We start from the raw sequence: 25,730 nt of genomic DNA, 5'->3' as shown, positions 1-25,730 counted from the left end.
ATTAAGATTTTTTAAAGAATGACACGCCCTCTTTACAAAAAATTAATATTTCTCATTGACCTGCACATGTTGAAGCTTTTTCCAGTAGTAGTAACCATAGACACTATTAATCAGGAAGGCCACCCACATCGTAACCATAGAAATGCCTGCTGCATCTACACCACCGTTTTGGAACATCCCTCTTGCCCATAAAAAGATAGAGACCATATTAATCACAATCCAGAAGAGCCACTGCTCTTTATATCGAAGTGTCATCAAAGTCTGACCCACAAGACTCAGACTGGTCGCTACTCCGTCGACCCATGGCTGCTTGGCATCTGTCCGTGAAATCAGGATATAGACAACAATCGCATAGATGATTGCAGTGATAGCCGCTGTCAGTCCCCATCCTGTAACGTTGAGACTACGTGAATCGACCTCCTGTACATTAGGATCTTCCGTCAAATGATCGCTATGCATATTTTTAATCCAGAAATAAAGGCCGACAAACTGAAATATCCCGAAGACAACCTGTAAGCCGACTTCACCGTAATACTTATGTTCAAAACTGATATAGCCATATGAGGCCACTTGAATCAGACCGTAGAAGAACGTACTGAGCCTGCCTTTCGCCGACATAATGACACATAGAACCCCGGAGAGACCCGCTACGATATTTAACCAGTCCGCACTCCCGTCTTTCTTCCAGAAATAAATGAATACAGCAATTTGAATGATTAGAAATAGTGCGAACATCACTTTCTCATAGACTGTAAATCCTTTAAAATCTTTAATCAGAAACATTAGTTATCCTTCCCTTCTGCCAGGAGTTCGTCAACTAAACGATGGGCTTCCTCATATTTATCCTGGAAACTCTCACCTTTTAGAATAACCGTCTGTTCCATAAGTCCATGCTGCTCCAATTCATCCAGGAACATCTGATGCATTTTGTTACGTGAATCCATATCAGCCTGTGACATATCCCGGAAGCCGTCATCCACATAGTTCGTGGTTGGCGGCAACAGAAGGATCAGTGCCCACGTCTGCTGTGAAATATAAAAATCAAAAACGGGTGCAATATGCGCGTATTCTTCATCAGATAGATAAATTTTAGAATACAGCTTTGTAGTCATAACGTCTGTATCTGCAAAAAAGACTTTGCGTGTTCCTGGTGAGTGAATATGCTTGCGGTTCAGTTCATATTGTCCGATACCTATCGCCTGCAGATCCTTAATATCCAGTTCATCATCTTTCACCTGTCGTTCCGTCTGATATTCACGAGAATATTCAAGTGAATAGGAAGTGGAATAACGTCGCGCTAAATCGCGGGTTAATGTTGTCTTACCAGTGCTTGCTGTACCAATAATCAGGACATTCTGCACAAAGAAGCGGCGGAATGGACGTGTGACATAGTCCCAGTTATAGATTGGGTTCTCACGGATTGATGTTCCGCTGATGCCTGTGATTCTTCTATCTACACGTGTAATAATCACATCGCGCGCCGGCCACTCTGCATCGAAGTAAGTCTGTAACGGCTCAATGTACTCATCTTCACCGACGTAGAAGGTCACAGTATTGAAGTTGCCAACCTCTTCAATGTGCGCCTGCAGCAGTTCAAGCCATGGTTGCCAGCCTGCCGGATATTTAGGGATATCCGTCTCGTCCAGTTTCATCACAGTGACATTATCATCGTCTTTCAACAGCTCGCGCATCGCCTTTGTACGATTGACAAGACTCATCCCTGCCAGATCGCCTCTATCCCCTTCATAACCCGATACAATAACAAGTGCCCGCTCATTTTCACGCTTTGCTCTGACAATCTGTTCAAAATGTCCGATATGACACGGGGCAAATGTTCCAAAGTAAACACCTAGATCTCTCATAGTCGCTGCTCCTTTTTCGTTTTCATTATTATACATGTTTCTGAACAACCTGTACTGCTAAAATATATAATTTATTTACAAATCCTTAATCTATTCTTTATATTATCAGGCTAAACTAAAAAAGAAGAGAACATAAGGAGGATACTATGCAGCTGATTAAAAAAACCATTATCGTTCTATGCCTGCTGACCGCTTTACCACAACTGATTGATATTAGTGCCCAACCGCTTGATAGCCGAATTATCGCTGATAAAAGTGTCCAATCTGAAGATTAGACACTTTTTTTATTATGTTAAGTGTATTTTTTCACAAAATAACGCCTCCTGACTTTTAAGAAAACGCTTAACTTTTTGATTATTTGTAGTAAAATGTATTAAGTTATATGAAAACATTAGGAGGTATCACCATGGGATTAACAAAAGATTTCTTCATTATGTTGAGTGAAAATCAGGCATTAAACGAAGCAGCAAAGAAATATGGTCTGTCACTCGGTGCAAATAAAGTGGTTGCAGGCGTCGATATCCCTTCAACTATCACTGCGATCAAAGACCTGAATAGTAAAGGTATTACAGCAACAGTCGATAACTTAGGTGAATTCGTCTTCTCAAAAGAAGAAGCGACAAAAGCTAAAGAAGAGATTATTGCGATGATTAAAGCCCTCGATAATTCAGGTGTTAAAGCCCATATGTCAATCAAATTGACACAGATTGGTCTCGATGTCGATAAAGAATTCTGCTATGAGAACGTGCGCGAAATCTTAATGGCCGCACATCAGCATGGTCATATGCACATCAATCTGGATACAGAAGACTACAAGCATACTGTCCAGACCTTCGAGATTCTTGACCGCTTAAAAGGGGAATTCAAAAATATCGGTACAGTGATTCAAGCTTACTTATTCCGTGCAACAGATGATATCGAAAAATACAGAGATGTGCGTCTTCGTCTAGTAAAAGGCGCTTACAAGGAAACACCGGATGTGGCTTATCAGAATAAGGAAGATATCGATGAAAACTTCATTAAGTTAATTGAACAGCGTCTCCTTAGTGCTAGAACAATGACTTCTATTGCCACACATGACGATAAAATTATCGAGCATGCCAAGAAGTTCATCAATCAGCACAACTTAAACAAAGACCTGATTGAATTCCAGATGCTTTACGGTTTCCGTACTGAGCTGCAGGAAGAAATTGCTAAGCAAGGCTATCAGTTCTGTGTCTATGTGCCATTCGGACAGGATTGGTACGGCTACTTTATGCGTCGTCTTGCAGAGCGTCCGCAGAACTTACAGCTCGTTACTAAATCCATCTTCACACCAGAAGTAAATAAAAATATTGCAGTAGGTGCCGGCGCTGTTGCAGCTGTTTCAGCACTTGCTGTTATTGCAACTAAACTGCGTAAGTAATCAAAAAAAATAAGCCTCAGTGATTTTCACTGAGGCTTATTTTTTATGCTTCAAGCATTTTATTTAAGTTAGCCATTTCAATCGCTGCTACAGCCACTTCTGCGCCTTTATTACCTGCTTTAGTGCCGGCACGTTCAATCGCCTGCTCAATGGATTCAGTTGTCAGTACACCAAAGATGACCGGCACACCCAATTCATTCGCTTTGGATACACCTTTTGCGACTTCATTACAGACATAATCATAATGTGTAGTGGCACCGCGAATCACGCAGCCCAATGTGATAATGGCATCATATTTACCCTGCTTCGCCAGTTTTTGCGCGACGAAAGGTATTTCAAATGCACCCGGTACGAGCAGCTGGTCGATGTCTGCTTCCTCTACACCGTGACGAATCAATGTATCTAATGCACCTTCATTTAATCTATCCGTAATAAAATGGTTGAAGCGTGAAGAGACGATAGCAATTCTAAGTCCTTGTCCTGTTACTTTAGCATCAAATTTCATATTAATTTCTCCTCCAGTAAATGTCCTAATTTATCTTTTTTTGTAGCTAGATACTGACTGTTAGCGGGATTGCTCAAAAACTGGTGCGGTATACGCTGTCTGACGTCTATACCGTATCTTTCCAGACCTTTTATTTTCCGCGGATTATTGGTGATAAGATTGACGGATGGAATTTCCAAATCCTTGAGTATTGAAGCTGCTACTCCGTAATCACGCAGATCCGCTTCAAATCCCAGTGCCGCATTCGCCTCTACTGTGTCTAAGCCCTGTTCAATTTTTTCATAGGCTTTCAGCTTATTGATCAGCCCAATGCCGCGCCCTTCCTGTCTTAAATAAATCAGTAGGCCGCCCTGCTCTTCGATATGACGCAATCCATTTTCCAGTTGTACGCCGCAATCACAGCGCTTACTATGAAAGACATCACCCGTCAGACATTCAGAATGCAGGCGCACATCTGGAATACCTTCAAAAGGTTTCATATAGACGACATGTTCCTTATCACTATAGATTTCCTCGTAGCCGTAGACTGTGAAATGTCCGAATAAAGTCGGCATATCTACAACCGCCGCACGTCCGACCAGTGCTTCATGTTTTTTACGGTAATGGACCAGTGCTTCAATCGTAATCATCTTCAAGTCATGCTGCTGTTTAAATAGCACCAGATCATCACGACGCGCCATCGTGCCGTCTTCCTTAATGATTTCACAGATCACCCCTGTCGCTTGTGCACCGCATAATGTCGCTAAGTCCACACATGCCTCTGTATGACCTTGACGAATCAACACACCTCCATCTCTTGCAATGAGCGGAAAGATATGACCCGGTGAATTGAAGCAGGCTGTGTCAGGCCCGAGTAAGGCACGGACTGTATCATATCGCTCGTTTACACTAATACCTGTTGTCGATGTCACATGATCAATGCTTGCTGTAAAGGCTGTACCATGAGGATCATTGTTTTGAATCGTCATCGGTGCTAAGTTAAATTTAGCGGCTATTTCTTCTGAGACAGGTGCACAGACGAGTCCACGTGCTTCTGTAATCATCATGTTCAGGACTTCCGGCTTCATGAATTCTGTCACCGCCACAAGATCTCCCTCATTTTCTCTGTCCTCTGAGTCAACCACGATGACCGGCTTACCCATTCTCAGATTAATCAGTGCATCTTCTATTCTATCGAACATGACAGCGCCTCCTGTCTGACGATGTATTTACCGAGCATATCGAATTCGAGATGAACCGTGTCACCCGGTTTCAGGGTCGTTAGTTTAGTCGCTGCCTGCGTTTCTGGAATCAGCTGAATCTCGAAATAATTAGCTTTCAGATCAAATATGGTCAAGGAAGTGCCGTCCACTGAGATGGAACCTTTTGGAATAACATATTTCAGGTCACTCCGCTCGAGACTGATATGATAGACGATAGCATTTCCTTTAGACAGTTTACGCAGCACTTTGCCTGTACTATCAACATGTCCTGAGACAAAGTGTCCCCCTAAACGTGTAGTCGGCAGCAGCGCACGCTCCAGATTTACTTTGTAACCTGTACTGACCGTCTTAAATTTCGTGCGGTCAGAAGTACCGATAATCACATCGACATCGAAGGATGTGTCAGTAAACGATGTGACGGTCAGACACGTTCCGTCCACTGCGATAGAATCACCGATTTTGATATCCTCTAAAATTTTACTGCAGCCGATTGTCATCTTGATTGCACCCTGCTGCCTGATTCGTTCAACCGTACCTATTTCTTCAATGAGTCCTGTGAACATCTGTCTGCCCCTTTCTGTAGGTCAATCTGATATCATCATCGAAGCGTGCGACATCTGTCAGCTCGAGATCGATCATCCGACTTTCCAACGTATGATAAAAGCGATTGTTCAGTGTACCGCCAAGTAATTTCGGGGCATAGTAAATGACGATTTCATCAAAACAATCCTGTTCTATAAATTCACTGAGCACCCTTGAGCCACCTTCAATCATCAATCGACTGATCCCTGCCTGAAAGAGCAGCTCAAGAATACGCGCGGGTCTGAAGTCATCTGTTACAATCGTCTCCGCCTGTTCAACCGGCTTCGGTCCTATAACAATCAGTCGCTGCGCACTGTCGATATCCTGATTATGGATCTCCACATCACCTGACTGTGTCACAATGACTTTCGCCGGTATTTTATCACTGACGTGACGTGCATCAAGCTTCGGATGGTCGACTTCGTATGTGGAGCGACCGACAAGTACAGCATCATGGCGATGTCGCAGCGCGTGGACATCACGACGTGACGCTTCACCTGTCAGCCATTTACTGTTGCCTGCATCATCTGCAAGTTTACCATCAAGAGTCGTCGCCAGCTTCAATGTCACAAATGGTCTGTTCGTTTCCTTCGATATGAAGAATGCCTCATAATAGCGGCTGATAATCTCATTTGGACGATGCTCGACTGTAATACCATGTGCCTCCATATGACGGATACCGGTATTATCCAGACTTGTGTCACGTTCAGCAAATACGACTTTTTTTATACCTGCAGCAATAATCGCTTCCGTACATGGCGGGGTTTTCCCTCTATGGTTGCAAGGTTCAAGCGTGCAATAAAGCGTAGCATCACGTGCATCGCCCGCCATGCGGATAGCCTGTACTTCGGCATGAGCTGTACCTTCCTTCAGATGCGCACCTATACCGATGATGACGCCTTCTTTTACTATAATGCAGCCGACAGCAGGGTTACGTCCTGTCTGTCCCGTCGTCATTTTAACTAGTTCAAATGCCTGTTCAATATACATCTGTGCCTCCTCAAAATAAAAAAGCCGCCCCGAGGGGCGGCTTAAATTTAGGTATCACAAATAAGACCTTGTAAAAAATCCATTCCAAATAGACCATTTTACAATGGTGTCTTATTCTTTCTCCCATCCAGACTTTAACTGTCGGCTTCAGAGTTACACTGAATCAGCCAGCATCAAAAAAGATACTGGGTCGCGGGCTATCACCGCCGGTTGGGAATTACACCCTGCCCCGAAAGAATATTATATTGAATTCTGTTAGTTGCCTAACATGACTATCGTACTGAAATTTTCAGGTAAATGCAACAGGCTTACTTAATACGTGAGTAAAATGCTTTCACTACACGTCTTGCTTCTAGCAGCAATTCATAGACACCGTTATTATTGTAATTAACGCCGCCCGTCATCTGACCGAGCGCAATGAAATCATTCAATACCCCATATTTAGGACTGATGATGCGGCTATCTTCAGGCATCACTTGAATACCACCATCAGCATGTGCTGCAATCAGTCCATTATTCAACAGGCTGTTAACCATCTGTCCTGGCTCTGTCTGACTTAAGTGTTTAGCCGGGCCTGTCGCATTGATGACGTAATGGACACGATCTTCTGAACCATCCTCGTAATAGAGGCGGAACTTACGATACTTATATTCAACAGCCTTAAGTCCTGGCTTGATTTTCACTTCACCATTCTCCAGCTGGTCAATCATTTCCTCTGCGCTGGGTTCAGGCATTGGATTGGAGTAGTGAGCAATAAACGGTGCATATGTTTCCAGATACTCTGCTTTATCCTCACGCGTCATAAACGGCCAGATCAGCGGTGCTTCGAACATCGTCTGATAGATGGCTGACTGCAGTGCCCCGATTGCTTCATGATGTTTAAGATCGAACTGCATCGCCTGTAACGGATTTTTACGCGATACACCGTAGAACTGATCAAGATTGATACCTTGATATTCACATTCCTTCTTGAACAGTTCGACTGCCTTCTCAAGCGGAATAAAATCATTATTTTTATGACGGATTTTACGGAAGGCAGCCGCAGTAAAATACTTGAATTTATAATTAACCATCTTGCCCCGCACCGACTGAACTTCACCGGAATGCGAAGCAACTGTAATACCTCTTACACCTTCTTTATAAAGGTATCGAATACAATCCAGACCGCTGAGTCCTGCACCAATCACTGCATAATCCTTATCAGGTTCTATAGACAGTGTATGCATTGGATAAGGCCACGAGATATAGTTATCAGTGCCATTCAGATGATAAGGGTCGCGCGGATAAAGCTGACCACTTGTCATAAATATATAATCAAATGTATAGGCTTCATTCTGAGTTGACAGTGAATAACCATCCTTCACCTTATCAATCGTTCTAATATGATCCGTAATCACTCTCACTTTACCCTTTTTAACAAGACTGTCGAACTGGTCATTCATATAATTACCGAACAGCTGACGAGAGAAATAAATATTGCCTTCCTGATTCGTATTATCCCCTTCGCGCTCCTGTACAGACTCAAGAGAATAATTTTTCTCCACCCACTTCAGGAAATCCTCTGGTTTATTACGCTTCATAGACAGTTGATTCGCCGGGAAGTTCAGCAGCAGCTCTACATCCTCATATTGAAATGCCCGACCTTTCCCCATATACTTCTGATCATCAAAAACTGTAATATCCATCTTTTTGCTCAATTTATTGTTCAATAAATATTTGAGGACATGCGTACCTGCAACGCCACCACCGATAATTGCAATTTTCATAATAGACTCCTTTTCGTTATAACTTCAGTTGCGAATAAGCTATTATTATCATTATACTAAAGACAGACGAAATTCGGAGGCATAATATGTATAAAAAATTAACAGCCGGCTTATTAGCGACAATAGTGCTGGCAGGTTGTCAGGCAGACAAAGACATTCAAGTAACTGACACAGCATCGCAGATAAAAGCGGCACAGGAAACGAAACAGGACGTAAAATCGTATGCATCTACTTATAAAAATAAGACAAAAGAAAACAGCAAATCCTCCCAAACCTATCTCAGCCTGAAAAAAGATAAAGATGACAATCAGGAAGTCACCGTAAAAAATCAGGAGGAGAATGGCAAATTCTATGTCTACGAGAATAAAGCCATTCTTCAGCAGGACGGTCAGTGGATTGATGCATCAAAACTAGGCGGCTCACAGCTGCTTGCTATGACTACACCACTTCTCTACAGTGAACAGTTTAAACTGATCGACAAGCTGAAAGATGCTGATTACAAATCGGGTACACTGACAGAAACAATCACAAGCTATGAACAATACTTGAAAATATTCGGACAACAAGAGAACGATAAAAAAGCCATCAAAGACCTGCAGAAAAAGTTCCCAGATATCCATAACACCATCACCGTTAATTTCAATAAAAACAATCAGATAGAAAAAATCACCAATGACCTGAAACTGAAAAACAAAGAAACAGCAATTGAAAATAATGCTGTGACGACATTCTCAGACATCAATAACGTCAAACTTGAAATTCCGAATGAAGTCAAGCAAGCGAAAACAGTAGGCGAATAAAAATAAAGACCGATTTCTTTTTAGGGAATCGGTCTTTATTTGTTGTTGAGTCATTTGTTCTTTTATACATTTGTATTTTCTTTTGGTGCTGTACTGCGTGTGATGAAAAATGACATAATCAGCCCGCTGATCACAAGGAATGTCGCAAACCAGTATGAGTGATGCACGCCTGTTGTCAGTGCTTCATTCAGCTGACTTGCAGTTGGATTTGAGATACCTTCCAGTGCTTTTTTCTGACCATGTGTCATGATACTGATGAAGATGGAGACTCCCATCGCACCCGCAATAGGCTGCATCATATTACTGATGGCCGTGCCATGCGGATAAAGTTTTTTCGGCAACTGATTAAGTGCATTCGTATTACTCGGCATCATAATCATCGAGATACTTACCATCAATAGAATGTAAGCCGCGATAAAGATGTAAACGGGAATACCCGGATGAATAAATGAATAGAATAACATCACAGATGCGAGGACTGTAAGGCCCGGGATAATCATTTTACGAGGCCCGATTCTATCGAATATCCGGCCCATAACAGGTGAAAGTAAACCGTTCAATAAAGCACCTGGCAGTAAAATCATGCCGACCACTTTGGCTGAGAATGCCATCGGTCCCTGCAGATAGATAGGCATGACAATATTCGATGCGAAGAGCGCCATCACGACCACTACAAAGATGAACATGCCCCGGCTATAGTTCGGATACTTGAAAACAGAGAGATCCAGCATCGGATCTGCAAGTTTACGTTGTCGCAGACCAAAGGCGAGCAGTGCAGCAGCACCTAGAATAATAGTTGCGAGAACAACTGGATTTAAGAATGCCCCTTCACTCGTACTGACGGAACTAAATCCATAAATTACACTCGCCACCCCTAGTGAAGAGAGTATACCTGATACGAGGTCAATCTTAGGTTTCGTGACTTCTGTGACATTCTCAAGGAAACGATAAGCGAGCAGAATGGAACCGATGACGAAGGGTACGACTAAAAAGAACAGCCAGCGCCAGCCTAATAGGTCAACGATAATACCGGATAACGTCGGACCGATAGCGGGTGCGAACATCATCACAAGACCGAAATTCCCCATCGCTTTACCTCGTTCGTGTGGTTCAAAAAGCAGTAACATCGCCGTCATGATCGTCGGCATCAGTAAGCCTGTACCTGCTGCCTGGATCATCCGGCCTAGCAGCAGCATCTGGAAGTTAACTGCAAAACCTGCAATCAACGTTCCGATAAGAAAGACAGTCATCAGACCCATGAACATTCGGCGGGTCGAGAACCACTGGACAAGTGATGCGGATAGTGGCATCAACATCCCCATGACAAGCATAAAACCAGTCGCCAGCCACTGAACTGTCGGTGCATCGACCTTAAAATAATGCATCAGTTCAGTCAGGGCGATATTTAACAGCGTCTCATTGAGGAATGTGAAAAACGCGCCTGTCATAAAGATATACATAATAATATTAGATTTCTTCATTGTTTTTCCTTTCACAGTAAAATAAAAGTAGAGGGCTACCTATTCAACTTTATCACATTAGAGGATGAAAATGCCTCTATTAATTACTGGAAGTCATCATAAATATCTGGCAGCTGCTGATGATACTGTTCGACTTGTTTCATCAATGTCTGATAAGCGGAGAGTTCCTTGTGCATCTGAACAGCTACATTCTTATTTTCGTATGGAATCATCAGCTGCTGCATATTCTTGAGACTCAGGACGAAAAGTGAACTGCCAGTCTGCATATGAGTCAGGCGTGCTCGCCCTTCATGACTGTTCAAGTAAGCAAAAACGAAATAAGGATCAATGGAGTGACAACGAATCACCATAATATTGGAACTCGGTATCACATGTCCGGCACTTATTTGTTCTGCTACCATGGCGATTTTCAATGTGGATCCTCTTGCTGTTAAAAGAATATCTCCGGTTATTAATTTTAACTTCTCACGATTCTGTACCATCTCTGCGCTAAGCCCTTGTTTCATCTGACCGATATAAGAGTCCTGCAGCTCAGAAAGATTCAGCAGATAACCTGCCTGTTCTTTCTGTCCCTCTTCATCCAGTTCCTTCTTTGTCATATCCCGCCCTCTGTATACAAGTGCCACATCTTCCAAACGATGCCCACTGTCGTGTCCGGCTGATAAATAAAGATGTGGACTCATCTGATAGTGCTGACCGTCAATCTGCTGAAGAGTCGCACTGACCGAAATATCACTACCAGACAGCACTGACTGTACAATCGTTTCAATCTGACTAGCAGCAAGCTGTCTATAGTGCCGACTCTCTGTTTTTGTCCACATCTCACTTGCATCCACAAATGACACAGCGCCCCCGTAGCCCTTATCGAAAACGACAACTGCCATCTCAGCGGTCGTAAATCGTGATAACTGCCCAGGTAGCGCAATCACTGCACGGATGTGTCCCCCCTTGATCATCTGTTCTCTAATCTCACGGTCTTTCACGCTGTTAAGAGAGTTCAAACGCATGATTGCAATACCGATCCCTCGTTCTTTCAGAGATTCTACAACCCGGATAGCAAACAGCCAGTCCGGCAGCGACCGTGTTTCGACCTGGTAATCAGATAGTTCACTTAACGACTGAAAATAGCGTTTATCAATCCGGCTGATAAAAGGCATATTACAGAACACTTGATCATAATGCCGAGAGCCAAAGTTCAGAAGAGCATCTACCTGCTCAATCTCAGCATGACGTATTCCAGCCTTTTCGATCAACTGACGGCTCAGTTTCACCTGTCGCTCGTCAATTTCTTCACCTTTATAAGACGTGCCGATACCAGCATGACGAATGAAATGACCACTTCCAGAACCAATATCAAGCACATCTCCACCGGACCCTAACGCCTTGAATAAAGCGATGGCAATCTTTTCACCTTCCTTAAAGAAAGTGGTCTCATAGAAGCCTGCTGCTGCACACTCATCAAACAACTCGACAACCTCCCTGTCAGAGAGTTCGTTAAACCAGTCATTTGCATCAGTGTCGCCTTGCAGACCTCTCATCAGACGAGCAGCAGTAGATTCATTGATCTGTATCGATTTCATCATACAACCTCCCTCAGTATGAACTCAGTCATCCTATCGTAATAATTTATCACCCATAAGTCAATAGAGGTTATTAGTAACCTGTTGACAAATAATATTTTTTATTTTATATTATAGAGGTTAAAAACAACCTGAATGGAGTGATTGAATTGCCATTAAAAAAAGAATTACTGCAGGAAATGAAAGCCATTAAAGAACATCATTACAGAAGCCGTACTGCCTACAACTACTATTACAGTCGCTATGATCAGCTGAAGTCACGCGTCAATCAGTATACGTTCGATGAACATCCAGTAGACGAGCAGCTGGAACAAGTAGAGACCAAACCTTTGAATCGGACTAAGCATCATGTACTTGCTGATTATCTGGCAGAAGAACAGAAACCCATCAGAAGCTATGCACACGCACTAGCAAAGAGAAAGCATCTATCCGACCTGGAACACGAACTGCAGATTATTCTTCTTGAAGAATTTCTGACGGAAGTTAACGCTAAGCTTGGATGACAATTGTCACCAAAGCGTCAGAAAATAAAAGCATGAAAGCGGGTATACTTAAACTTAAAGGGGTGTGAGTATGCTCGTAATCTACGAAGATCTTTCAACAGTTTCAGACAGCGACCGCTTCAATATCGCTATGATGATCAATCAGCTTGAACAAAACCATATTGAAGTGACACATTATGATATTCATGAACAACCTGAAGCGTTTAATGACCCCATCAAAGAAATCATGCAGACAGAGGAACTCCCTATCACAGTGATGAATGGTGAAGTAATTAAAACGAGTGCCTATTTAACTCAGGAAGAAGCAGGCGAACTCATTATCGTCAATCAACTACACGGCATAGGTAAACGCTGCACGACAGAAGGCTGTCATTAATAAAAAAGCATGAAGCGAATCGCTTCATGCTTTTTATTTAATATCCAGATATTCCGAGAAGAACCGGACTAACTTATATTTATCCGCTGCCTGCTGGAATGTCAGAAACCATATAACTCGTTCTTTCTTGTTGCCATCTTCAATAAGCTCACGGTTCACTTCCATCAATGCAATGATACGATCCTGCACATCTTCTTTATACACAATATCAAAGTCCCAATTGAGTGTTTCATCGAGCTTCAGCTGAATATGCTTCAGAAGCTCCTCACGTTTCAGGACATCACGTGTACCATCTACTCTGATGAGCGAACTATAAACATCATCTCCAACCAGCATACCGATTGTTTCCATGTCTTTCTTTTTTACGGCAATCAAAAATTCAAAATAAGGCATAATCGTCTTCTCCTTAATAAAGCTAGAGTCATCTGATGAATAAGGATGAGTCATCTTCATTCAGATTTTCAGTTTAGTTCTTTCTAATCTCTATTATATCAAGGTTTAAAACAATACGTATATATTTTATGAATTAAAGTACTGTTCTAAAATAACTATTAACAAAAACGGCTATATGCCGGTTTGTTACACTCAATAATCTTCTGCCTTGCTCCTGCGCTTTAATCAATGCATTTTTCGTTCTCTCCGTAATCGTCCGGTCATCTGCAATCAAAGTCCCGTCAACATCAAGCGCGATTAATTTAAACATTGACTATAACGCTTCCCCGTTTGTTTCGATAACTTTTTTATACCAGGCAAACGAATCTTTTTTCAGACGTTTCATTGAGCCGTTACCAGCGTTATCACGATCAACATAAATCATGCCGTAACGCTTCTTCATCTCACCCGTTGTAAAGGAGACTACATCAATGATGCCCCACGGTGTATAGCCCAACAAGTCAACGCCATCTTCATTAACAGCTGCTTTCAGTGCTTCAATATGGGTTCTGAAATACTCGATACGCGTCTCGTCATGAATACATCCATCCACCACCTCATCAAAAGCGCCGAAACCATTTTCAACAATGAACAGCGGCAGCTGATAACGATTGTACAGCGTATTCAGGGTGTATCTCAGACCATCCGGATCAATCGTCCAGCCCCAGTCAGAAGCTTTCAGGTATGGATTATCCACACCATTCTCAAGACCCCCGTTGATGATACTGTCACTTTGCTCATTCACCGCATCGTGCTTGACGACTGTCGACATATAATAACTGAATGCGAGATAATCGACTGTACCTGCAGCCAGAATCTCTGCGTCGCCCGCTTCAATCGGCAGACTGACCCCGATACGCTCCAGTTCCTTTAAGGCATAGGCAGGATAGTGACCTCTGACCTGCACATCCGGGAAAAAGAAACGCTCACGGTTCGCAATCTCTGCTGCCATGATGTCTTTCGGATGACAGGAGAACGGATAGACCGGCACATGAGAGACCATGGCACCGATCTTGAAGTCAGGATTGATACGACGACCGATCTGGACTGCTTTAGCACTCGCCAGTAACTGATGATGAGCTGACTGATACATGACAGCACGTGCATCTTCGCCTTCTTCTACCTGGATCCCTGCATTCGTCCACAGGAATAACGGGTTATTGACGTCCATCTGGTTATTGATTTCATTGAACGTCATCCAGTACTCTACTTTATCTTTATAGCGTTCAAAGACCACTTCAGCAAAACGTGCAAAGCAGTCAACGACTTCGCGGCTGCGGAAGCCACCATACTCACGAGCGAGATGAAGCGGAATCTCAAAATGGCTGAGTGTGATAACAGGCTTAATACCATGTTTCAGCAGTTCGTCAAAGACATCATCATAAAACTGTAACCCCGCTTCATTCGGTTCAGACTCATCACCACGTGGAAAAATGCGCGTCCAGCCGATGGAAGTACGCAGAACCTTCAGTCCTAATTCGGCAAACAATGCGATATCTTCCTTATAATTCGAATAAAAATCAATCGCCTCATGATTCGGATAGAACTCATCCGGCTCAACTTTATTCGTAATACGTCTTGGAACGCCATGCGCTCCAGCTGTCAGTACATCAACCACAGAAGGACCCTTGCCTCCCTGATTCCATCCACCCTCGAACTGATGAGCAGCTAAAGCCCCGCCCCACATAAAATCTTCTGGTAATTTTGTCATGTGAAACCACCTTTCGTTAACTTGATGTCTTTATTGTAAAGGTATTAGAGTTAAAAAGGAATTAAGGTCTTGAAAATAAACAACATGCGCTATAAAAACGCTTGTCTGTTATTGGAATAATAACCATCCTATCAAGACTAAAAGTAATAATAACAGTATGACAAGCCCTATTGCCGTACTACTCATACCACCAGTCAAGTCAGCCAGCCCACGCTGTGATTCATTCATACTATCGTTTAAGTTTCCCAGACTGTTGTTCAGTTCCTGTTGTCTTAGTTCTTCCCTAGAATCTGATGGCTTATGATTCATTTAGCATCCCCCTAGTTATAATTATAAAAAAGAGCGCGTCCTACGCTTATACTGCTTAATACAGGTACGGGACGCACTTATTCATTAGTTGAATCTTAATTCCTATATATGTCACGACAAATAAATATATCCAGTCAATGTAAGGTATATATCAATTATCTCATTATAAGTCAGACAAGCTAGGCACCCCTAATCCCATCTCTCAATATATAACTCATCATCGTCATAACCCTGGCGGTACATTGCAGCTGCTCGGTATCTCGCTTCCTCAGCACGATTACGACAAGCCCATGTTACCCTGCAGCCAGCCTCTCAAATCACGGACAAAAGGACGAACGTAGCCGAAACGCTCCAAATCTTGCTCCATATAAGAATAGTGGCTATAATCTGTACTTCTCATGATTTCCTGTAATAACTCAGCCTTGTCATTAATCCGTTTATCCTGATAAATATAATCGAGACCTTCCTTCAAATCATCAAGCATATCAACACTAACAGGCTCACGCCCGTCCATATCAAACTTTTTGAGCCGCTGGAACAACGACTCTCTGTCAGCATCCTTTAGATTATCTATATTTTCAAGAGCAGACTGAACGTCAGCCAGCTACTGGGCGATATCACCAGCAGAAGAATAACAAATAGTCTTGCCAGCTAGCTGTGCTTCGAGATAACTCTTGCGGTAATTAAGCCAGAACTTCAAATCATCATAGGTGATCATATCCATCCCTCACTCGTTTTGCTCTATTATAACAAAACGACGTCATCTCTTTCTGGTCGGAATATGAATCAACTCATCAAGGGTCATATTGAACAACTGAGCAATGCTGACCATTTCCGAGCCCAGTATAGGCTGTTTATTATTTTCGAGACGCGAATATTTCGAGACATCATAACCAATGGCATCTGCAACTTCACTTGATGTATAGCCCAGATTCTCACGATGATACTTAATTGCCGCCATGATTTGTGCGTTATCCATAAAATAAACCCCGCTTTTTTATAAGCGAGGTTAACAATGGCATAGGTAAAAAAGAGGATTATTGCTAACTCTGCAATAATCCTCTCCACAACATTTATTTGTTATATAATTAATAGTTAAATATATTTACTCTAGTATTTGAGTTCGAAGGAGAAAATACATTACAATAGTTTATAATGATTAATTATTTCTTCATTACTTACATGATTAGGAGCTTACTTATGAAAAAATACATTCGTGTTGTTGGTGCAGTAATAACAAAAGACAATATGATCTTATGTGCTCAACGTAGTGAATCTATGTCCCTCCCACTTCTATGGGAATTTCCAGGCGGGAAAATTGAAAGTAATGAACAGCCAGAAGATGCATTGAAAAGAGAACTTAAAGAAGAAATGAACTGTACAATACTAGTGAATGACAAAGTAGTTACAACAGTTCATGAATATGAATTTGCAACTATCGAATTAACGACATATTATTCAAATATTATCTCTGGTGATATTTATCTAGCTGAACATAAACAGATCAAATGGCTTCCTGCCAATGAACTATTTTCATTAGAATGGGCTCCCGCTGATATTCCAGCGGTAAAAAAAGTAATGGAAGATGCTTAATACATCTTCCATTACTTATTTAAATATTCCTCTAACACAAATTTTGACACAGGATTTTTTAATTTCCATATTACGTTAATAGGTTGATCTCCACCCATTGATTCAAATTCAACTTCTCCATGATATTTGTACGGCTGTGTAAAAACATCTTTAGCCTTTCTTCTGACTAATAGATGAAAATGATGTTCCTCTGCTGTATTTTGAATTAAACTTTTTACTTTATTTGTTTCTATCACACTACTAGATGACTCCCAATGAAACTTCTTATTATTTATAAAATAATCTTCATAGTCATGATTAACTTTCTTTTTATCTTCACCTTTATTAATTGTTACTAAAATGAAATGATGATTGCCTCTTGATTCAAATCCTCTCATCCAAGAACCGCTTGCAGGATTGTCCCGCATCATATCAGCAAGATCTAATGTTGTATACTCTTTATCAAATTCGAATGGTATAAAATGATTTAAGTAATCCACCTTCATTGTCTTGTGATATTGGTTCAAACCAAATGTTTGATACATTTTAATTTCGTTTAATATCTTTTCATCATATTGATCCTTAGAAACTATAAAGTCACTTTGTATTTCAAAGATGTCTTTGTATTTATTAGCAGTTCTTTCAATGGCAATTTCAAGTTTTTTTAAAGAAAGATTATTTAATTCGACTTCTAACTTTTCCTCAATATACTCTTTTTGAGATAAAAGATTTACTTTTCCATTAATTAAAGTATTTGTATAAACTATAAAATCAAATAATCTTCTTACAGGTAAAAAGTAAGTAATATTATTGAACAGATTTGTTAAGCGCTCACTTTTATTAATAAGGGAATCAACTTTTCTTTCATTCTTAATCGTTTTATTAATTAAAGAAAGGTTAGATAGCCCCTTCACTTTGAAAATTAAACTAAGATTTGGCGCATTATCATTTTCGAAATCTAAAATATTTAATTGCTTACAGCGATTATCATTACTTATCTCTGATACATAAGTTTTTATTTCTTTTATTATTTCTCTTTTACCATAAGGATTAAAATTTTCTAATGATCTCAAAATTTTCTCTTTAGATTTTTTATCTAATTCAATATGCATATATTTAGATAAATCTTTTAAATTTCTTTTCACGTGAGCTCTTATCTCACTTTTATTTTTAAAGTTTTTCTCTCCAATTAGTGCGATGGGAATCATGTAATTGTTAGAATCATTTATAACAAAGTCTAATACTACTAACATTTCTTTAGATTGATGTCTACGTAATCCTCGTCCTAACTGCTGTGTAAAAATAACAGGAGACTTTGTAGGTCTTAAAAATAAAATCAAATTTATCTGAGGTATATCAACACCTTCATTAAATAAATCAACCGTGAAAATAATTTCTAATGGATCATTATCATTTTGTAGTCTCTTGATCGCAGTTGTTCTTTCTTCAAAACTGTTGTTTCCAGTTATACATACAGTAGTAAAACCCTTTTCATTAAATTCTCTAGTCATCATTTCTGCATGTTTGATATTTTGACAGAAGCCTATACATTTCCTTTTTCCAGCAATTGCATATTTATTGATATTATCAATGATAAAATCAACACGCTCATTATTATGTTTAACTAATGCTGCAAGAAGTTCTTCTTCTGATAATTTATCACGTTGCTCAAGTTCTACATAATCATCATTGATACCGTAATACTGAAAAGGTACTAGTAATTCATGTTCAAGTGCTTCTCTTAGTCTTACGTTAATAATAATATTATTATCAACTAACTCATAAATATTATTACCATCAGCTCTTTCAGGAGTAGCGGTTAAACCTAGTAAAAATTGTGGTTCAAAGTAATCAATGATTTTTTGATAACTATTAGCACTAGCGTGATGAAATTCATCAATAATAATCAGATCAAATTCTTCCTTTGAAAAGTTTGTATAATGGTTAGCCAAAGTTTGAATTGAAGCAAATGTAAACTTCTTATTTTCACGCAGTTGTCCTTTAAACTTTCCAAACTGATCATCACTATATTTATTATAAACCTGCTTGAATGTTTTCATTGCACCATTTAGTAATTCATCTTGGTGAGCGATGAATAAAACTTTACTAGGGTTCAATTGCTTAGCGCACCATGCACTAAGAAATGTTTTACCCGTACCTGTTGCAGCAATAGCCAACGCTTTATTTCCTCCTTGCTGCACGAGTAATTCTAAATTTTTAAGTGCTTCTTTCTGCATTGAGTTCGGAACCAATGATTGCGAAGTACTAAAATCCTCTTCTTTAGTTGAATTAAACGTATAAAAATAAGGTCTTAATATATTCTTATCTTTTATAAATTTTTCATATTGCTTTATATAGCCTTCGGTGACTTCATGTGTTTGCGGATGATTCCATATTGCTTCAAATCTATTCCAGGTTTCATCAAAAATATTATCACTTTCACGTTTATAAGTTCTTAAGTTCCATTCTTCTGCAGTTTTTAGGGCAACTTCTGAAAGATTTGATGAACCTATAATTACTGAACTTAATCCATCTTTATGACCATCATGACGATGAAAAATATAACCTTTAGTGTGAAAACTATCAGAACTATTAGAGCTTTCATAAATTTTTAATTTAATATTATCAAAATTCAATAAAGTGCGAAGGGCTGCTGCATCGGTAACACTCATATAAGTCGTTGTTATTATTCTTCCGCGTATACCACGTTTATTAAGATTATTGAATGTGCTAACAAGTGTATTTAATCCAGAATTCTTAATAAAACTTACAATTATATCAAAATTATCACAAGTATTTAATTCTGAAATTAATTGTTCTAGTAAATTTTCTGATGTTTCAAAGTTATTAATAATTAATTTACTTTCAAGCAATTGGAAATCTTTATGAACTTCAAATTCCTCATTACCAATTAATTTAATATTAAAAGGAACTTCTTCAACATCTTTTTCCAACGTAATTATATATTCTAGTAATTCTTTTTCGTCTGACTTATTAAGAATTTTTTTCGCAATTTCAAATTCATTATTATTAATGTAATATTTAATTGTTTTATCTATATCTAAATTTTTTTGATTAATATTATATTCATGATTTTTTGTTTGATATGATTCAAACGTTTCAAAAAGATATGTATCATTATTATTTTTTCCAAAAATTTGCATAAAATCCCTCACTTTGATGAAGTACAACTTCATGAATTTATATTAATACAAGTATACAAAAAATCCGATACCAATTGATACCAGTTCCTTTAATCATTTTATTTATAACTTTTGTATCAAATCATCCTTTAACACTGTCTCACCAATACTCACGACATTGTCTTTCCACAGATGAAACTGATAGTAAAATCCTCTGTCCACTAAGTGAGTGACTTTCAGATTTACCTTCTTATTAAAATGAAGTAGGTAATGCTTCTCCAGATACTGTTCTATCTCCCTATTAAGAGTCATGTATTTCCCCTTTTTAAGTCGAACGTAACAGATAGATATTCTTCAAATCTTTTTATTTCCATATTAGCAATTATTTACTTTTAAGCACTGAATTAATTTATAATATGTAATGAATGCTCATTATTCTTACATAAAAAAACAGCATCCTTTTAGATGCTGTTATCGTGGTTCGTTTCATCATGAAAAGCTGAATATCAATTAATAGGTAATTGATAACTCAATCAGATTGCTCACCTCTATCATTCAATCTGTCTCAAGTTCCTTCAGCACATTTACAGTAACTCATTGATGTCCATGGACGCCTTTGACTCAACTATACAGGGATATCTATCACTGCTTAGTCCATGAGTAAGTTCAACAATGTCATATGGATTTTTTCTCAGATGTTCTCTAATCAGTTCCAACACCTCATTCAACGTCATGACGTCCGGCTCATAGTTCAGTTGATATTGGAAACGATATAAATTCGCTCCTGCTTCCATCCTGTACTCTCTTACATCTGTCCCGTATTGAGTGAATGCCTTATCCAGTTTTCCTGATGCTGCTATATATAAATAATGTGTCATTTTCTCCTCCTAATTAAAAAAAACAGTATCAATTAGATACTGTTTGAATGATTGAGTGTGCTTTCCACTATCTGCAATGAGATCAATTATTATCATTTCCCTTTTAGTTAACTCTCTCTTAATTTTATCCATCTACAATAAAATCATTGCACCAAAAAAGATTAAAAACAGATCACTCTATTCATTTCCCTCGTAAGTGTCATTATAGTAATAACGTTCATTTCTCTTCGGATCTTCTCCGTATTTATTCGGTCCAGGTTTACTGTCCATAACCGTGAAGACAAAGAAAACGATAGCCATAATAAGGAGTAAAGCAAGTCCACCAAAGAATATCAGGCCAATTGATGCAAAATCCGATGCACCAGAAGCCATCATCATCACTAAAGCAAAAATCATTCCTATTCCAATCACTGTTCCACCAATATAAGATACAAGTGCCCACCATCCATTGATGTTGATATCCTGTAATCTTCTTGCGAGAACTGTAAAGCTCGGAATCAGGATAATGAGTGACCAGATCCAGTTTGCTATATCGGATGGTTTCGTAAATGCAGAAGCTGTTAGTTGATCACTCGCCATTGTGTCTATACTATAACCCATTGCTCTATCAACAAATGAAAAGATTAGCATTAAGATAAGAGCGATAATCAGATTAAACAACTGCGGCACCCAGTACTCTTTTCGTCTTGCCCGCCCTCTCATGACAAAGGCTTTTTTCCAGTATCGTTTGTATGCTTCCATAAATGTCATCTATAATTCCTCCTCAGGATAGTAGTAGCGTTCATCTCTCTTAGGATCTTCTCCGTATTTATTGGGTCCTGGTTTACTGTCCAGTACCGCGAAGACGAAGAAGACGATGGCGACGATAATCATGATAAAGAACAGGATGCCGACGATAACGAGCCATGTTCCTAGGTTAGCTGGATCAGCAATCCCTGCTGCTCCAAGTAACATGAATGCAGCAATGGCACCTATGACCACGAGCAGCCAGCCGAAATGTGGAACAATACTCCACCAGCCGTTGATATTGATATCTTGCAGTCGTCGTGCTGTAACAGTGAATGAGGGTACAATGTTGATGAGTCCCCATATAGCGTTCGCTGTATCAGAGGGTGCCCATGCTGACGTATCGAGCTCATAGCCTAGTGCAGAATCCACAAATGCGAAGATAATACCTATTACAATACTAATCAGCGCCGTAAACAATGTCGCACTCCAGTATTCCTTCCTTCTTGCACGACCTTTCATGACGAATGCTTTCTTCCAGTAACGTTTGTATGCTTCTATTAAAGTCATATTGCCTCTCTCCTTTATATCAATCGTAACATAAGAGGATTTCCATTTACCTTAAAGTTTCCTTAAATTTGTAATAATCTATTTACCCTTTAATTTCTTGTTCTCCATCTCTCTGAACTGTCGTTCAAGTAGTCCATCTGGTTGTTCTACAATTTTCATTGTGAATGGAAATAGGAAAAAGAGAAGCAGCGTTGCTATGATTAATCCTGCAAATAAGCCCTCTATTCCGATATCAAAGAGATTAATTCCCAGAATGAGCACGACTTCCATCAGTAATAAAATCAGGTATGACATAGCGAGCGATTTCTGAGAGAGATAATGTGTCTTGCCACAATCCGGACACTGGACTTCATTGTTAAATGTTAAGCCCCACGTTAATTTCAGCTTTTCTTTATATGAAAAATAATAACCACAGTTTTTACATCTCATGACACCGCCTCCTCTATTTACTCTATTATAACATGTATGGTATTTATATACATTTTATATTCTAATCTTCCCGCAACATCTATCCACTGGTTTACGATAAAATTAAGTTAAGTCATTTTACAAGGAGGTTATATTATGTCTAGTTTACAAGAACAGTTGTTCAAGAAGCTTGAAGAAAAGGAACAGCGCATGATTGATATTAGACGTCATCTGCACCAGCATCCTGAGCTGTCATTCAATGAAGTGGAGACTGCTCGATATATCCAGGATTTCTATAAGGAGTTAGATGTTGATGTACTGACTGATGTCGGTGGTGGTCATGCAGTGGTGGTCGATATTAAAGGGGATAGACCGGGTCGTACGATTGGTATTCGTGCCGATTTCGATGCGCTGCCGATCAATGAAGAGACTGAACTTGAGTTCGCCTCTCAGAATGAAGGTATCATGCATGCCTGTGGTCATGATGCTCATACTGCCTATATGCTCATTCTCGCTGAGTCACTCGCTGAACTGAAATCAGAGCTTGCAGGTACTGTCAGAGTCATCCATCAGCATGCTGAAGAAGTACCCCCAGGTGGCGCTAAAGGTATCGTCGAGTCAGGGGTGCTGGATAATCTGGATGAAGTTTATGGTATTCATGTCTTCCCGTTCGTTGATCTTGGTCATATTGAACTGCACGAGAAGGAGTCTTATGCAGGTCGTTCTAATTTTGACATTACGATTCAGGGCAAAGGCGGACACGCTGCAATTCCACAGACAGCAAATGATGCATTAGTAGCAGGCGCTTCGCTCGTGATGCAGCTGCAGACGGTTGTGTCGCGAAGAATGGATCCACTTGAAGCTGTGGTTGTAACTGTCGGTGCATTTGAAGCGCCCGGCGGCTACAATGTCATTCAGGATAAAGTGACGCTGCGCGGTACAGCGAGATACCTGAATGAAGACAGTCGTGTTCCTGTATATAATGAAATCAAGAAGTTAGTCGATGGTGTTGTCGCAGGCTACGGTGTCGAAGTTGACCTTGATTATAAGTATGATTACCCTGTCCTCTATAACTATCCAGAACAGACACAGGCCATCAGAGAGATTCTGACGAAGCAGGAAGGCACTTACTTCGATACAGTTACTGAAGGTAAACCTTTATCAGGTTCTGAAGACTTCGCTTACTATCTGACTAAGACACCTGGTAACTTCTATATCGTCGGTGCCAAGCCTGAGGGTGTTGAGACGCCTTATCCGAACCATCACCCGAAATTCGATGTGAACGAAAAAGCACTGTTAATCTGTGCGAAATCAATGGGCGATATCGTCATCAACCGTCTAGAAAAATAACAAAAAAATCATAACAGAGGCATTTATCCTTTGTTATGATTTTCTTTTTTTAGGGTGAATAACATATGAGAGATTAATCAGAATATCAATCACTAATATAACAGTCCATCCTTTAATGATCATGCTGAAGAGTCTTGTCTTATCAGCATCTCCGACATATACGATAAATGCGTACATTAAACCCGCGCCGACCAAGTAAGTAATAAGGTGCCGGATCGTGCCCTCGAAATATTTTTTACGGTGTTCTTTGCCATATAGTTTTTCAGAGGGGACATTCTCTTTCAAGATATACTCCCTATACATGACATCTGCTTTAGCAATCAGATTTCTGCCGAAACCGACTGAAAAGCCGATATAGATAGCTGATAATGCATGCGCGAGACCTACTGTTCCTCCTCTTTTGATATCCAGTGCTGTCGCAATCAAGAGGAGCACATCAACAATAGGCGCCATGATGAAAAATACCAGACTGAGTTTCGGTTTATGAAGTTTATATCTAAAATAAAGACCGAGTAAAATCAGCAGCCAGAAACCCATTTCTGCTGCCACAATCAAGAAGATTAAATAATTCAATGCGTCACTTCCTTCAACTACTTTTTATAATAATGACGCGTAAAGAACTGTCCTTCAATGCCTAGCTGACGATAATATTGCGCCATCTGTCTTGCATTATGATGGGCCCACATCACATCTGTTGCATATTGATGTCTGCCAGGGTCTACCGGATTAAACCGCATCGTGTATAGCGTATACTGATTCTCACGGGATAAGTACTCATCCGCAATAAACTGAGCGCCTCCCTGAATCGCCTTCTCAGGAGTATCCCAGTTCTGCTGCTGAGCATATCTAGCGCCTTCAGCCACTGGCGCATGATCGTAGGCACCGACGCCGTAGAAGTTATAGTAAGGGGTGCCTTGCGAGTCGATTTTCCCTTTACCATTCACTTTAATGCCTTTAGCCAGCTCACTACGACCTTTACCTGTCTCAAGTAAGGCATGACTAATCAAATAAATCTCGTTCACATCAGCCTCCCGTGCTGCATCGTGAAAAGCCTGACCCTGATTTTCGAGAATTCCTTTCCCTTTCAGTAATAGATTCAGCTTATCAGCACTAATATTCTGAGACTTGCGCAGATTAAGAAACTGATACTTCTGTTCTGCATGATGGTAGAAAGAATCAGGGTTCAAGTATCGCTCAACATCTTTAAGCGTTGCATCATGCCAGCTCGTTCCATCAGAAGCTACCGCATCAGCATTCATCTGACGTTTCAATGCTTCTTTATACGTGTACTGAACCGTCACGCGCTGATCCTTGAATTTCTCCTCCATCGCAGTACGAGAAATCTGTATTAATAGATAGATTGCAAAACCAATCAACAGCAAGATGCCAATCAGAATGAGCTTATTCCGTAGTTCAAGCCTTTTAATCGAAGTTCGCTTAGTCGCCAAAATAACCCTCCCTAAATTCAGTCTTTCCTATCATACCCAAAAAAAGCATATAAAAAAACCGAACTCCTAAATAAGAGTCCGGTTAGAGAAGATAAGGGCTAGTGAACGTCGATATCTACTTTAAATGCATA

29 protein-coding genes and 1 riboswitch are annotated in these 25,730 nt (G+C 40.1%); of the genes, 7 read left to right on the top strand and 22 right to left on the bottom strand.

Annotated features, from left to right (window positions below; all coding sequences use genetic code 11):
- Positions 1 to 42: 42 nt before the first annotated feature.
- Together pnuC and ERX37_RS00710 are read right to left on the bottom strand one after the other, a co-directional pair.
- Positions 43 to 783 carry a nicotinamide riboside transporter PnuC gene (pnuC, locus tag ERX37_RS00715; protein ID WP_133428730.1) on the bottom strand — a complete coding sequence of 247 codons (741 nt, stop codon included), beginning with the start codon at positions 781 to 783 and terminating at the stop codon, positions 43 to 45.
- A complete protein-coding gene (locus tag ERX37_RS00710; RefSeq protein ID WP_133429642.1) occupies positions 783 to 1,862 on the bottom strand; it encodes an AAA family ATPase in 1,080 nt (359 codons plus the stop codon). The genes pnuC and ERX37_RS00710 overlap by 1 nt, the downstream gene beginning before the upstream one ends.
- Before the next feature lie 146 nt (positions 1,863 to 2,008).
- On the opposite strand from ERX37_RS00710, the gene ERX37_RS11690 reads away from it, so the two are divergent.
- Positions 2,009 to 2,137 carry a hypothetical protein gene (locus tag ERX37_RS11690; RefSeq protein WP_268234320.1) on the top strand — a complete coding sequence of 43 codons (129 nt, stop codon included), beginning with the start codon at positions 2,009 to 2,011 and terminating at the stop codon, positions 2,135 to 2,137.
- Positions 2,138 to 2,268: 131 nt separating this feature from the next.
- Complete coding sequence (locus tag ERX37_RS00705; protein ID WP_133428729.1) at positions 2,269 to 3,267, top strand: proline dehydrogenase family protein; 999 nt, start codon at positions 2,269 to 2,271, stop codon at positions 3,265 to 3,267.
- A 43-nt stretch (positions 3,268 to 3,310) separates the two neighbouring features.
- Here the strand turns inward: ERX37_RS00705 and ribH are convergent, their stop codons facing one another.
- The 5 genes from ribH to ERX37_RS00680 form a co-directional block, all read right to left on the bottom strand.
- Positions 3,311 to 3,772 (bottom strand): 6,7-dimethyl-8-ribityllumazine synthase, encoded by a 462-nt coding sequence (ribH, locus tag ERX37_RS00700; protein ID WP_133428728.1) that lies wholly within the window; start codon positions 3,770 to 3,772, stop codon positions 3,311 to 3,313.
- Complete coding sequence (ribA, locus tag ERX37_RS00695) at positions 3,769 to 4,953, bottom strand: GTP cyclohydrolase II (protein WP_133428727.1); 1,185 nt, start codon at positions 4,951 to 4,953, stop codon at positions 3,769 to 3,771. The genes ribH and ribA overlap by 4 nt, the downstream gene beginning before the upstream one ends.
- Positions 4,938 to 5,537: a riboflavin synthase gene (locus ERX37_RS00690; protein ID WP_133428726.1), complete on the bottom strand. Its 600-nt coding sequence runs from the start codon at positions 5,535 to 5,537 to the stop codon at positions 4,938 to 4,940. The genes ribA and ERX37_RS00690 overlap by 16 nt, the downstream gene beginning before the upstream one ends.
- Positions 5,518 to 6,546, bottom strand: a complete 1,029-nt coding sequence (gene ribD / locus ERX37_RS00685) for a bifunctional diaminohydroxyphosphoribosylaminopyrimidine deaminase/5-amino-6-(5-phosphoribosylamino)uracil reductase RibD (protein WP_133428725.1) — start codon at positions 6,544 to 6,546, stop codon at positions 5,518 to 5,520. The genes ERX37_RS00690 and ribD overlap by 20 nt, the downstream gene beginning before the upstream one ends.
- Before the next feature lie 111 nt (positions 6,547 to 6,657).
- A riboswitch (FMN riboswitch) is annotated at positions 6,658 to 6,787 on the bottom strand.
- A 67-nt stretch (positions 6,788 to 6,854) separates the two neighbouring features.
- On the bottom strand, positions 6,855 to 8,312 hold the full coding sequence (locus tag ERX37_RS00680) for an FAD/NAD(P)-binding protein (RefSeq protein ID WP_133428724.1): 1,458 nt from the start codon (positions 8,310 to 8,312) through the stop codon (positions 6,855 to 6,857).
- A gap of 86 nt (positions 8,313 to 8,398) precedes the next feature.
- Between ERX37_RS00680 and ERX37_RS00675 the strand changes: the two genes are divergently transcribed.
- The gene (locus tag ERX37_RS00675) at positions 8,399 to 9,112 is read left to right on the top strand and encodes a hypothetical protein (RefSeq protein WP_133428723.1); all 714 of its coding nucleotides are present in this window, start codon (positions 8,399 to 8,401) and stop codon (positions 9,110 to 9,112) included.
- Positions 9,113 to 9,174: 62 nt separating this feature from the next.
- Here ERX37_RS00675 and ERX37_RS00670 read toward each other — a convergent pair whose 3' ends face one another.
- Together ERX37_RS00670 and ERX37_RS00665 are read right to left on the bottom strand one after the other, a co-directional pair.
- Positions 9,175 to 10,593: an MDR family MFS transporter gene (locus ERX37_RS00670; protein ID WP_133428722.1), complete on the bottom strand. Its 1,419-nt coding sequence runs from the start codon at positions 10,591 to 10,593 to the stop codon at positions 9,175 to 9,177.
- 83 nt (positions 10,594 to 10,676) lie between these two features.
- On the bottom strand, positions 10,677 to 12,173 hold the full coding sequence (locus ERX37_RS00665) for an N-6 DNA methylase (protein WP_165981930.1): 1,497 nt from the start codon (positions 12,171 to 12,173) through the stop codon (positions 10,677 to 10,679).
- A 149-nt stretch (positions 12,174 to 12,322) separates the two neighbouring features.
- Here ERX37_RS00665 and ERX37_RS00660 point away from each other — a divergent pair, with 149 nt between their 5' ends.
- A complete protein-coding gene (locus ERX37_RS00660; protein WP_133428720.1) occupies positions 12,323 to 12,676 on the top strand; it encodes a hypothetical protein in 354 nt (117 codons plus the stop codon).
- Between the two features lie 70 nt (positions 12,677 to 12,746).
- Positions 12,747 to 13,052, top strand: a complete 306-nt coding sequence (locus tag ERX37_RS00655; protein ID WP_133428719.1) for an arsenic metallochaperone ArsD family protein — start codon at positions 12,747 to 12,749, stop codon at positions 13,050 to 13,052.
- Between the two features lie 33 nt (positions 13,053 to 13,085).
- On the opposite strand, the gene ERX37_RS00650 is transcribed toward ERX37_RS00655, so the two are convergent.
- The 6 genes from ERX37_RS00650 to ERX37_RS00625 all read right to left on the bottom strand — a co-directional run bounded on the left by ERX37_RS00650 (position 13,086) and on the right by ERX37_RS00625 (position 16,483).
- Positions 13,086 to 13,445 carry a hypothetical protein gene (locus ERX37_RS00650; RefSeq protein WP_165981929.1) on the bottom strand — a complete coding sequence of 120 codons (360 nt, stop codon included), beginning with the start codon at positions 13,443 to 13,445 and terminating at the stop codon, positions 13,086 to 13,088.
- 133 nt (positions 13,446 to 13,578) lie between these two features.
- The gene (locus ERX37_RS00645; protein ID WP_133428717.1) at positions 13,579 to 13,755 is read right to left on the bottom strand and encodes an HAD hydrolase family protein; all 177 of its coding nucleotides are present in this window, start codon (positions 13,753 to 13,755) and stop codon (positions 13,579 to 13,581) included.
- Positions 13,756 to 13,758: 3 nt separating this feature from the next.
- Positions 13,759 to 15,195, bottom strand: a complete 1,437-nt coding sequence (locus ERX37_RS00640; RefSeq protein ID WP_133428716.1) for a 6-phospho-beta-glucosidase — start codon at positions 15,193 to 15,195, stop codon at positions 13,759 to 13,761.
- 108 nt (positions 15,196 to 15,303) lie between these two features.
- On the bottom strand, positions 15,304 to 15,504 hold the full coding sequence (locus tag ERX37_RS00635) for a DUF6366 family protein (protein ID WP_133428715.1): 201 nt from the start codon (positions 15,502 to 15,504) through the stop codon (positions 15,304 to 15,306).
- A gap of 277 nt (positions 15,505 to 15,781) precedes the next feature.
- Positions 15,782 to 16,018, bottom strand: a complete 237-nt coding sequence (locus ERX37_RS00630) for a hypothetical protein (protein WP_133428714.1) — start codon at positions 16,016 to 16,018, stop codon at positions 15,782 to 15,784.
- A gap of 246 nt (positions 16,019 to 16,264) precedes the next feature.
- On the bottom strand, positions 16,265 to 16,483 hold the full coding sequence (locus ERX37_RS00625) for a helix-turn-helix domain-containing protein (RefSeq protein ID WP_133428713.1): 219 nt from the start codon (positions 16,481 to 16,483) through the stop codon (positions 16,265 to 16,267).
- A gap of 221 nt (positions 16,484 to 16,704) precedes the next feature.
- Here ERX37_RS00625 and ERX37_RS00620 point away from each other — a divergent pair, with 221 nt between their 5' ends.
- Positions 16,705 to 17,097: a (deoxy)nucleoside triphosphate pyrophosphohydrolase gene (locus ERX37_RS00620; protein WP_133428712.1), complete on the top strand. Its 393-nt coding sequence runs from the start codon at positions 16,705 to 16,707 to the stop codon at positions 17,095 to 17,097.
- An 11-nt stretch (positions 17,098 to 17,108) separates the two neighbouring features.
- Here ERX37_RS00620 and ERX37_RS00615 read toward each other — a convergent pair whose 3' ends face one another.
- The 5 genes from ERX37_RS00615 to ERX37_RS00595 form a co-directional block, all read right to left on the bottom strand.
- The gene (locus tag ERX37_RS00615) at positions 17,109 to 20,240 is read right to left on the bottom strand and encodes a DUF3427 domain-containing protein (protein ID WP_165981928.1); all 3,132 of its coding nucleotides are present in this window, start codon (positions 20,238 to 20,240) and stop codon (positions 17,109 to 17,111) included.
- A gap of 563 nt (positions 20,241 to 20,803) precedes the next feature.
- Positions 20,804 to 21,097 carry a hypothetical protein gene (locus ERX37_RS00610; RefSeq protein WP_133428710.1) on the bottom strand — a complete coding sequence of 98 codons (294 nt, stop codon included), beginning with the start codon at positions 21,095 to 21,097 and terminating at the stop codon, positions 20,804 to 20,806.
- Positions 21,098 to 21,274: 177 nt separating this feature from the next.
- On the bottom strand, positions 21,275 to 21,847 hold the full coding sequence (locus tag ERX37_RS00605; protein WP_133428709.1) for a DUF805 domain-containing protein: 573 nt from the start codon (positions 21,845 to 21,847) through the stop codon (positions 21,275 to 21,277).
- The gene (locus tag ERX37_RS00600; protein ID WP_133428708.1) at positions 21,848 to 22,393 is read right to left on the bottom strand and encodes a DUF805 domain-containing protein; all 546 of its coding nucleotides are present in this window, start codon (positions 22,391 to 22,393) and stop codon (positions 21,848 to 21,850) included.
- Positions 22,394 to 22,471: 78 nt separating this feature from the next.
- On the bottom strand, positions 22,472 to 22,822 hold the full coding sequence (locus ERX37_RS00595; protein ID WP_133428707.1) for a TIGR04104 family putative zinc finger protein: 351 nt from the start codon (positions 22,820 to 22,822) through the stop codon (positions 22,472 to 22,474).
- Between the two features lie 135 nt (positions 22,823 to 22,957).
- On the opposite strand from ERX37_RS00595, the gene ERX37_RS00590 reads away from it, so the two are divergent.
- The gene (locus ERX37_RS00590; RefSeq protein WP_133428706.1) at positions 22,958 to 24,151 is read left to right on the top strand and encodes an amidohydrolase; all 1,194 of its coding nucleotides are present in this window, start codon (positions 22,958 to 22,960) and stop codon (positions 24,149 to 24,151) included.
- A gap of 33 nt (positions 24,152 to 24,184) precedes the next feature.
- Here ERX37_RS00590 and ERX37_RS00585 read toward each other — a convergent pair whose 3' ends face one another.
- Together ERX37_RS00585 and ERX37_RS00580 are read right to left on the bottom strand one after the other, a co-directional pair.
- Complete coding sequence (locus tag ERX37_RS00585) at positions 24,185 to 24,724, bottom strand: hypothetical protein (protein WP_133428705.1); 540 nt, start codon at positions 24,722 to 24,724, stop codon at positions 24,185 to 24,187.
- A gap of 17 nt (positions 24,725 to 24,741) precedes the next feature.
- Positions 24,742 to 25,599 (bottom strand): N-acetylglucosaminidase, encoded by an 858-nt coding sequence (locus ERX37_RS00580; protein ID WP_133428704.1) that lies wholly within the window; start codon positions 25,597 to 25,599, stop codon positions 24,742 to 24,744.
- Positions 25,600 to 25,730: the final 131 nt, after the last annotated feature.

The sequence above is a fragment of the Macrococcus hajekii genome (genome assembly GCF_004359505.1).
Classification (GTDB): domain Bacteria; phylum Bacillota; class Bacilli; order Staphylococcales; family Staphylococcaceae; genus Macrococcus; species Macrococcus hajekii.
The sequence above is the reverse complement of the archived record's forward strand: the minus strand, read 5'-3'. Positions and strand labels throughout refer to the sequence as shown.

Excerpts from the sequence above, each read along its gene's own strand:
- pnuC (WP_133428730.1), bottom strand. The coding sequence starts at position 783 with ATGTTTCTGATTAAAGATTTTAAAGGATTTACAGTCTATGAGAAAGTG.
- ERX37_RS00655 (WP_133428719.1), top strand. The coding sequence starts at position 12,747 with ATGCTCGTAATCTACGAAGATCTTTCAACAGTTTCAGACAGCGACCGC.
- ribA (WP_133428727.1), bottom strand. The coding sequence starts at position 4,953 with ATGTTCGATAGAATAGAAGATGCACTGATTAATCTGAGAATGGGTAAG.
- ribD (WP_133428725.1), bottom strand. The coding sequence starts at position 6,546 with ATGTATATTGAACAGGCATTTGAACTAGTTAAAATGACGACGGGACAG.
- ERX37_RS00665 (WP_165981930.1), bottom strand. The coding sequence starts at position 12,173 with ATGAAATCGATACAGATCAATGAATCTACTGCTGCTCGTCTGATGAGA.
- ERX37_RS00645 (WP_133428717.1), bottom strand. The coding sequence starts at position 13,755 with ATGTTTAAATTAATCGCGCTTGATGTTGACGGGACTTTGATTGCAGAT.
- ERX37_RS00615 (WP_165981928.1), bottom strand. The coding sequence starts at position 20,240 with ATGCAAATTTTTGGAAAAAATAATAATGATACATATCTTTTTGAAACG.
- ERX37_RS00610 (WP_133428710.1), bottom strand. The coding sequence starts at position 21,097 with ATGACACATTATTTATATATAGCAGCATCAGGAAAACTGGATAAGGCA.
- ERX37_RS00650 (WP_165981929.1), bottom strand. The coding sequence starts at position 13,445 with ATGCCTTATTTTGAATTTTTGATTGCCGTAAAAAAGAAAGACATGGAA.
- ERX37_RS00640 (WP_133428716.1), bottom strand. The coding sequence starts at position 15,195 with ATGACAAAATTACCAGAAGATTTTATGTGGGGCGGGGCTTTAGCTGCT.
- ERX37_RS00590 (WP_133428706.1), top strand. The coding sequence starts at position 22,958 with ATGTCTAGTTTACAAGAACAGTTGTTCAAGAAGCTTGAAGAAAAGGAA.
- ERX37_RS00670 (WP_133428722.1), bottom strand. The coding sequence starts at position 10,593 with ATGAAGAAATCTAATATTATTATGTATATCTTTATGACAGGCGCGTTT.
- ERX37_RS00600 (WP_133428708.1), bottom strand. The coding sequence starts at position 22,393 with ATGACTTTAATAGAAGCATACAAACGTTACTGGAAGAAAGCATTCGTC.
- ERX37_RS00595 (WP_133428707.1), bottom strand. The coding sequence starts at position 22,822 with ATGAGATGTAAAAACTGTGGTTATTATTTTTCATATAAAGAAAAGCTG.
- ERX37_RS00630 (WP_133428714.1), bottom strand. The coding sequence starts at position 16,018 with ATGGACGGGCGTGAGCCTGTTAGTGTTGATATGCTTGATGATTTGAAG.
- ribH (WP_133428728.1), bottom strand. The coding sequence starts at position 3,772 with ATGAAATTTGATGCTAAAGTAACAGGACAAGGACTTAGAATTGCTATC.
- ERX37_RS00605 (WP_133428709.1), bottom strand. The coding sequence starts at position 21,847 with ATGACATTTATGGAAGCATACAAACGATACTGGAAAAAAGCCTTTGTC.
- ERX37_RS00625 (WP_133428713.1), bottom strand. The coding sequence starts at position 16,483 with ATGGATAACGCACAAATCATGGCGGCAATTAAGTATCATCGTGAGAAT.
- ERX37_RS00675 (WP_133428723.1), top strand. The coding sequence starts at position 8,399 with ATGTATAAAAAATTAACAGCCGGCTTATTAGCGACAATAGTGCTGGCA.
- ERX37_RS00690 (WP_133428726.1), bottom strand. The coding sequence starts at position 5,537 with ATGTTCACAGGACTCATTGAAGAAATAGGTACGGTTGAACGAATCAGG.
- ERX37_RS11690 (WP_268234320.1), top strand. The coding sequence starts at position 2,009 with ATGCAGCTGATTAAAAAAACCATTATCGTTCTATGCCTGCTGACCGCT.
- ERX37_RS00620 (WP_133428712.1), top strand. The coding sequence starts at position 16,705 with ATGAAAAAATACATTCGTGTTGTTGGTGCAGTAATAACAAAAGACAAT.
- ERX37_RS00635 (WP_133428715.1), bottom strand. The coding sequence starts at position 15,504 with ATGAATCATAAGCCATCAGATTCTAGGGAAGAACTAAGACAACAGGAA.
- ERX37_RS00710 (WP_133429642.1), bottom strand. The coding sequence starts at position 1,862 with ATGAGAGATCTAGGTGTTTACTTTGGAACATTTGCCCCGTGTCATATC.
- ERX37_RS00680 (WP_133428724.1), bottom strand. The coding sequence starts at position 8,312 with ATGAAAATTGCAATTATCGGTGGTGGCGTTGCAGGTACGCATGTCCTC.
- ERX37_RS00705 (WP_133428729.1), top strand. The coding sequence starts at position 2,269 with ATGGGATTAACAAAAGATTTCTTCATTATGTTGAGTGAAAATCAGGCA.